Source organism: Streptomyces sp. NPDC058052 (genome assembly GCF_042885515.1).
In the GTDB taxonomy this organism is placed as follows: Bacteria; Actinomycetota; Actinomycetes; order Streptomycetales; family Streptomycetaceae; genus Streptomyces.
Window position 1 is genome coordinate 33499 of sequence record NZ_JBHVRX010000053.1, and the last position, 7230, is coordinate 40728.

Annotated in this window: 6 protein-coding genes; 4 read left to right on the top strand and 2 right to left on the bottom strand. The window is 71.3% G+C overall.

The genetic code is table 11. The features are described 5' to 3' along the window. Positions 1-11 precede the first annotated feature (11 nt). Positions 12-1616, bottom strand: coding sequence for an MFS transporter (locus ACFVU3_RS38385; protein WP_390073426.1), 1605 nt, complete (start codon positions 1614-1616; stop codon positions 12-14). A 425-nt stretch (positions 1617-2041) separates the two neighbouring features. Between ACFVU3_RS38385 and ACFVU3_RS38390 the strand changes: the two genes are divergently transcribed. After that, positions 2042-2686: a ScbR family autoregulator-binding transcription factor gene (locus tag ACFVU3_RS38390; protein ID WP_390073427.1), complete on the top strand. Its 645-nt coding sequence runs from the start codon at positions 2042-2044 to the stop codon at positions 2684-2686. 56 nt (positions 2687-2742) lie between these two features. Here ACFVU3_RS38390 and ACFVU3_RS38395 read toward each other — a convergent pair whose 3' ends face one another. Beyond that, entirely contained in the window at positions 2743-3399 is a 657-nt protein-coding gene (locus ACFVU3_RS38395; protein ID WP_390073428.1) for a ScbR family autoregulator-binding transcription factor, read from the bottom strand. A 426-nt stretch (positions 3400-3825) separates the two neighbouring features. Between ACFVU3_RS38395 and ACFVU3_RS38400 the strand changes: the two genes are divergently transcribed. The 3 genes from ACFVU3_RS38400 to ACFVU3_RS38410 all read left to right on the top strand — a co-directional run bounded on the left by ACFVU3_RS38400 (position 3826) and on the right by ACFVU3_RS38410 (position 7101). Further along, a complete protein-coding gene (locus ACFVU3_RS38400) occupies positions 3826-4023 on the top strand; it encodes a hypothetical protein (protein WP_390073429.1) in 198 nt (65 codons plus the stop codon). An 11-nt stretch (positions 4024-4034) separates the two neighbouring features. Continuing rightward, the gene (locus ACFVU3_RS38405) at positions 4035-4517 is read left to right on the top strand and encodes a hypothetical protein (protein ID WP_390073430.1); all 483 of its coding nucleotides are present in this window, start codon (positions 4035-4037) and stop codon (positions 4515-4517) included. 88 nt (positions 4518-4605) lie between these two features. Next, the gene (locus tag ACFVU3_RS38410) at positions 4606-7101 is read left to right on the top strand and encodes an FG-GAP-like repeat-containing protein (RefSeq protein WP_390073431.1); all 2496 of its coding nucleotides are present in this window, start codon (positions 4606-4608) and stop codon (positions 7099-7101) included. The last annotated feature ends 129 nt before the right edge of the window (positions 7102-7230 follow it).

A 7230-nucleotide genomic window follows, 5' to 3' on the forward strand; every position in this document is an offset into this window, starting at 1 on the left:
TGGCGGTGCTTTCAGACACCGCTTCCCTCCCCGGCGACCCGCTCCGCCGTCCGCGGCCCGGCGGCCCCGGGCTCCCCGCGTCGCGGCCCGGCGATCTCCGGCCCCCCGGGCCGGCGCCCGGACGCCACCGTCTTCCCGCGCCACGGCCCGGACGCCACCGTCTTCCCGCGCCACGGCCCGGACGCCACCGTCTTCCCGCGCCACGGCCCGGACGCCACCGTCCTTCCGCGCCGCGGCTCCGCTCCCTCCGGCCCCCCGCGCCGCCGCAGCAGCACCAGGGCGAGCAGGCCGGCCGACAGCACCAGGACCGCGGCCAGCGACAGGGCCGAGGCCGCGCCGGGGACGAGCCCCTGCGCCGAGACCGTCGCCCCGGAGGCGGCCACCCCGAGGACGCTGCCCAGCTGGCGGAAGGTGTTGGACACCCCGGAGGCGGTTCCCGCCCAGGTCACCGGGACGGCGCCGAGGAGGGCGACCGTGGCCGGCGCCGCGGCCAGCGAGACGCCCGTGCCGAGGAGGGCGAGCAGCCACCCGTAGGAGCCGTGCCCCTCCGCGGGGCCCAGCCGGGCGAGGCCCAGGAGCGCCACCCCCGAGCAGAGGGTCCCGAGCACGACCGGGAGGCGCGGGCCGGTCCCTACGACCAGGAACGCCACGGCGCACGAGGCCACCGCGATCGCCCCGTTGAGCACCAGGAACCGCACCCCGATCTGCGACGCGGTCAGGCCCCCCAGCTCGTGCATGCGCTGGGCCACCAGCGACATGGCGGCGTACAGGCCGAAGAGGCTCAGCAGGTTGACCGTGCACGCGGACACGACGACCGGGCTGCGGAAGAGCCCCAGGGGCAGCATGGGCTCCGTGGCCCGGACCTCCCGCCACAGGAAGCCCGGCAGCGCCACGGCGGCCAGCGCGAACGCGACGGCCACCGGGGCCGAGGTCCAGCCCTGGGCGTTGCCCTCGGCGAGGGCGAACACCAGGGCGGCGGCGGCCACGACGAAGAGCAGCTGACCGGTCACGTCGAGCCGGCGGGCGCGGCGCGGCTCCCCGTCGGGCAGGGAGCGGCGCAGGCCCAGCAGGGCGACCGCCGCCACCGGGACGTTCAGCCAGAAGACGGCCCGCCAGCCCCAGCCGTCCACCACGAGCCCGCCGAGCACCGGCCCCATGCCGAGGGCGAGTCCGCAGAAGCCCGCGCCCAGGCCGATGGCCCGGGCACGGGCGGCCGGATCGGGGAACAGGGCCGCGACCAGGGCGAGCGAGACCGGGATGAGGACGGAGCCGAACGCCCCCTGGGCGGCCCGCGCGACGAGCAGCGTGCCGATCGACGGGGCCGCGGCGCACCACGCGGACGTGGCGCCGAAGCCGGCGAGACCCGCGAGGAAGACCCGCTTGCGGCCGAGGATGTCGCCGAGGGCGCCACCGCTGAGCAGCAGACAGGCGGAGGCCAGGACGTAGACGCTCGCGACCCAGCGCAACTGGGTGGGGGAGGCGGGCAGTTCGTCCCGGAGCGCGGGCAGGGTGACCTCGGTCATCGTGGTCCCCGCGTACACCACGAAGACGGCCAGGCCCAGGAAGAGCAGCGGCAGGCCGCTCCCGCCCCGGCCGGAGGACCTCTCGGAAAGCACGACTGGGCTCCCTCCCTGGCAGTCGAGGCGCGCGTGAGGTGCAGGAATCCGTCGGGGCGGGCGCGGCGCCGGAATCCGCGCACTCCGGCATCACCGGGCGGGGGTCTCCCCCGCTCTTCCTGCCCCGGAACGCCTGGGGCTCGCAGCAGTCAAGCCGACGTCAAGTCCCCTGTCCATGCGGCTTGTCGAGGACGGAGAGTTCCGTCCGCGGGACGCAGCCGGAACGTCAGGAGGCCGTCAGGGGAGGGGGGAAGCCGTGGGGGACGCGCCGGCCCGCACCGTCGTGTTCCGCGGGCCCCGAGGGCTGTGGCGGGCCCCGCCCAGCCGTACAATACCTACTATCCGGTTTCTATTTGGGGGAAATCGCATACGGGGGGACAGGATGGCGCGGAAGCGTTGGTGACGTGAGGGCGAGGGGCCAAGTCATGAGACAGGAGCGGGCGTTGAGGACGCGCCGGGCCATCCTGGAAGCCGCGTCGAGCATCTTCGAGAAGCGGGGCTTCGCCGCGGCTCCCCTCTCGGAGATCATCGCCGTGTCGGGCGTCACCAAGGGGGCCCTCTACTTCCACTTCTCGTCGAAGGAGGAGCTGGCCCGCGGGGTGATCGAGGAGCAGTTCTCGGCCCTGGAGCGGCTCCGGTCCCAGGGCTCCCCCTTGCAGCAGGCCATCGACTCCACGCACGCGGCGGCGCACGCGCTGAAGCACTTCCCCCTGGTACGCGCCGGGATCCGGCTGGTCATCGAGCAGGGGTCGTTCACCGAACCGGACCCGGAGCCCTATCTGCGCTGGGTCAAGCCGGCCCAGACGTTCCTGGAACAGGCGCGCGAGGAGAGGGAGTTGCGTCCCGAGGTGGACGTGCCGGCGGTGGCCCAGCTCATCGTCGCGCTCTTCATGGGGGCCCAGATGATGGCCCAGGCGGTCACGCAGGGGGAGGACCTGGGCGAGCGGATCACCGCCTTCTGGCGGGTGGCGCTGCCGGGCCTGGCCGTGCCGGAGGTGTTGCACGACCTGAAGCCGGAGGGTCTGGTGAGGTTCCCCGACGGCCCGGAAGCCCCTGGTCCCGCGGGCTGACGGCCGCCCGGCGGAGTCGTCCTGCCGGGTCCGTCGCCCGGGTGGGCGGACGCGTCTCAGGGTCGCCGTGGCACCGGATGCCCGGACCGGATCCCGGGGGAGCCCTCCGGGAGCAGGGTCGCGGCGTGCTCCGGAGCGGCCAGGCCGGGCAGGACCGCCCGCCACATCGCGGTCGTCATCTGCGGGGACAGCTTCTTCTCCTCGCGCCCGGCGAGGAGTTCGGCGCCGATGCCCGCGGACATGACGAGCGCCGCGACGGCGCGGATGCTGACGCCCTCCCTGAACTCCTTGCGGGCGGAGGCCGATTCGAGGAGCAGCCGTACGCTGCTCGCCCAGGTCCGTTCGTAGGCGCGTGTCTGGGGCGCCGGGCTGGGGGACTCCGTACAGAGCTGGATGCACGCGCGGGTCACGGGGTCGCGGTTGTACTGGTGCACGACCAGGTGCGTCGTGTCGATCAGGCTCTGCAGCGGCGAGGCTCCGGGAGAGCAGGCACGGGCCACGATCGCGCGGAGCGAGGCGTTCGCCTCGTCGAGCAGGGCGGCGGCGATGTCGCGTTTCGACGGGAAGTGGAAGTAGACGGCGCCTTTGGTGGTTCCCGCCGCGGTGGAGATGCCGCCGATGCTGGTCGCCGTGTATCCGTTGCGTTCGATCATCAGAGCGGCTGAGTCGAGGATCAGTCGACGGGTGCGCATCGCCCGCTGCTGCATGGCCATAGGACCCCCTGGTCAGGTGTGGGTCGATCGAGCGTCTGGTCAGGACGCCATTCGACTGGGGTGTCAAAGGATACTAAAAACCGACCGTGCGGTTTTAAGGAGGTCCTCGCGTCATCCTCCCGGATGCGGATCATCAGGGGCATGTCAGTCGCGTCCGCCATCCTGGCGAGGTCTGCCTCACAGGGAGTCCGTATGAGACCGAGAAAGACCCGGCTGGGGATCTGTCTTTCCGCATTCGCCATGATAGGCGCATGGGGAATGGTCGGAAGCGCCCCCGCCGTATCCGCCGAAGCCAATTGCGCGATTCGCGAGAACACGCCGCACACCGACTGGGGAACCATGTATTTCCCCATCGACCTCTACTGCACCAATACCCCTGGGAATGTCACCTCCCAGACCTTCTTCGGTTCTCCCGTCACCGGGAAGATGACGAAGACCACGAGCTGGTTCGTCTGCTGGAAGCTCGGATCCCCGCACTCCGGGAAGAACAGCGTCTGGTACTACACCAAGGGCGACGAGGTCGTGAACAACCCCGGCCAGCAGGCATGGGGCTACATGCCGGCGAGCGCGCTCGGCACCACCAAGGCGCCCTTCCCGGGGCTGCGAAAGTGCTCGTGGGGATAGGGGCCAGCCACATGCGTGCAACCCATGACAGCGGACCCGGTCGCGGGACCCGCCTCGGCCGCCTCGGCCGTACCGTCCGCGCCGTCACCGTGGCGGCCCTCGCTCTCCCCCTGCTGACCAGCGGTCTCAGCACGGGCACCGCCCACGCCGCCACCTGCGTCCTGCAGGAGAACGTCCTCCAGCAGGACAAGCTGGGGAACGTCTTCCGCACCGACCTCAAGTGCGAGAACACCGCCGGAGACGTGTACGGGCGCGCTTCCTACGACAGCCCGCTCACCGGCAAGAAGACGTCCACGCTGAGCACCTTCGTGTGCTGGACGCGCGGTCAGCCGCATTCCGGTGGAAACACCGTCTGGTATTACACGAAGGGCGACACGGCGGTCGCGCCTTTCGACGCTTTCGAGGGCTGGGGGGCCATGGAGGCAAGCAAGCTCCTGACCCCGGCAGGTGTTACGCACCCCTTCCCGGGGCTTCCCCGTTGCCCGTGGTACTGACAGATCCGGAGAAGTTTTTTCCATGCTGAATCGGAATGACATGATGCGAGGGCGTGGCCGGAGAACCGCGCTCGCCCTCGGTCTGCTCGTGACCCTTTCCACCCTCGGGACGGGGCTGGGAATAGCCGCGACCACCTCCGGGGCGAACTCCGATGCGGCGGCCGCCGGCGTCGAGGTCTCGGCGCTGGCCAAGGCGAAGTCCTCCGGAAAGCCGGTGGAGATCGAGGAGCGGCGCACCGAGACGTCCGAGGTGTACGCGAACCCGTCCGGCACGACCACCGTGACGACCCACCTGGCGCCGGTGCGGACGCGTCAGGGCGGCAAGTGGGTCCCGGTCGACACCGGTCTGGTGGCCGACAAGAACGGCGTGCGGCCCAAGGCCGCGGCGGCGGGCATCGTCCTGTCCGCCGGCGGCAAGGGCCCGCTGGTCCGGCTCAACGACGGGACGAGCGTGCTGGAGTACAGCTGGCCGGGCGAGCTGCCCGCGCCCCGGCTGGACGGCGCGGTCGCGACGTACCCCGAGGTGCTGCCCGGCGTCGACCTCCAGGTCGAGGTCGACGCGAAGGGCTTCCAGCAGCTGCTGGTGGTCAAGGACGCCGAGGCCGCGAAGAACCCCGGGCTGAAGAAGCTCACGTACGGCGTCAAGGCGAACGGCCTGAAGCTGACCGCGGACCAGAAGCAGGGCGTGCGGGCGACCGACGCCAAGGGCCGCACGAAGTTCGCCGGCCCGGTTCCCCGGATGTGGGACAGCGGCAAGGGCGCGAAGAAGCGGCAGAAGGACATGGCGACCACCGTCGCGGGCGGAAGCCTCACGGTCGTCCCCGACCAGAAGCTGCTGACCGGAGCCGACACCACCTACCCGGTCTACGTGGACCCCACGTTCACCATGGAGGTGCTCGGCGCCTACCGGGTGCACGAGTTCTCCCCCGACTGGAACAACTGGGACACCCAGTGGGCCACGGTGGGGACCTTCAAGTCGTCCTCCACGAACAAGATCACGCGTACCCGCTCGTTCCTCCAGATCGACGTTCCCTACCTGGCCGGCCGGCAGGTGCTGAACGCGTCGCTGACCCTCAAGGACCAGTCGACCTGGACGGGGGACTGCGCCACCGTTCCCGTGGAGCTGTGGCAGACGGGACGCGCCGGCACGACGACGACGTGGAACAACCAGCCGGCGTGGATCACGAAGAACTCCTCCTACTCCTGCCCCAAGGGCACGATGACCCTGAGCGCGACGGGCGCGGCGCAGGCCGCCGCTCAGAGCGGCTCGAACCTGGTCGACCTGGGACTGCGGACCTCCACCGCCGGTGAGGGCTCCAGGACCGAGATCGACCGTAACTTCCGCCTGATCGACGCGGCGTTCAGCGTGGAGATCGCGTACAACGGCGAGTGCTTCCTGCTCAAGAACGTGTACTACGTCGACCCCGACGGCCGGTCGTTCTCCCAGGAGATGAGCTGCACCAGCCTGGCGTCCGACGTGAAGGTCGAGCCGTACAACAACGCCCAGACCACCGGACAGCTCCTGGCGGGCCCCCACGCCTTCGTGTGCTGGCGCAGCGGTGACATGAACGCCGCGGGGAACCGCATCTGGTACTACGTCAAGGGCGACACGTCGTCGGGCTGGACCAACTGGCAGGGCTGGGGCTTCGTCCCGGCCGACAAGATCACCGGTGCGGGCTCGGAGCCCTTCCCCGGGCTGCCGGCCTGTGACGTCTTCAGCTCCACCCCCGGCATCACCCCGCCGCAGGACTTCAACTCCGACGGCCTCTACGACGTCGTGGCCCTCCAGACGGACGGCAACCTCGCCCTCCACATCGGCCTCGGCAACGGCACCCTCGGGAACAAGCGGATGCTGTGGACCGACGGCCGCGGCAGCGCGTACACCAACGTCTTCACCGGCGACTTCAACGGCGACGGGATCGCCGACGTCGCGGGCTTCACCGGCAACGCGGTGTGGTGGTGGGCCGGAGACGGCGACGGCGGGGTCGGAGCGACGGCCCAGCCGCTGCTGAACAGCGAGTCCAGCGGCGGAGCCCAGGCGTTCTTCGACCCGGGGCTGCACAACCCGTGCCGGGTCGCCTTCGCCGCCGACTACAGCGGCGACGGCAAGACGGACCTCGCGACCGTCTGCGGCCAGGGGTCGCTGCAGGGCGACTACGACAGCGACAGCGTCTGGATCTGGCCCGGAGACGGCAAGGGCGGGGTCGCGGCCTACCTGAAGCCCACGTACGAGTACCTCTACGCGGCCCGCACGGAGACCGAGTTCTCCCCGCTGGACGTGACCGGCGACGGCCGCATGGACTTCGCGAGGCCGCGCGGCACGCTGCTGGAGCTGAACCCGGGCCCCCTCGCCCGCAACGCCTCCTACGGCACGGGCGTCACGCAGACCTGGCCGCCGAACAACTTCGGCACCGTCACCAAGAGCTTCGCCGGAGACTTCAACGGCGACCGCTACGGCGACATGGCCGGCGTCGACAGCCTCGGCCAGCTCTGGCGGTGGCCCGGCAAGGGCGACGGCACCTTCGGCACCCCGGCGAAGATGTCCACCGCCACCGACTGGGGCACCTACAAGGACATCCTGTGATCCACGGATGACCCCGGGGCCGGGGGGCCCCCCCCCCCCCGGCCCCCCCCCCCCCCCCCCCCCCCCCCCCCCCCCCCCCCCGGGGGAGAAAAAAAAAAAGGAGGCCGCCCGCCGAAGGGGGGGGGTTGA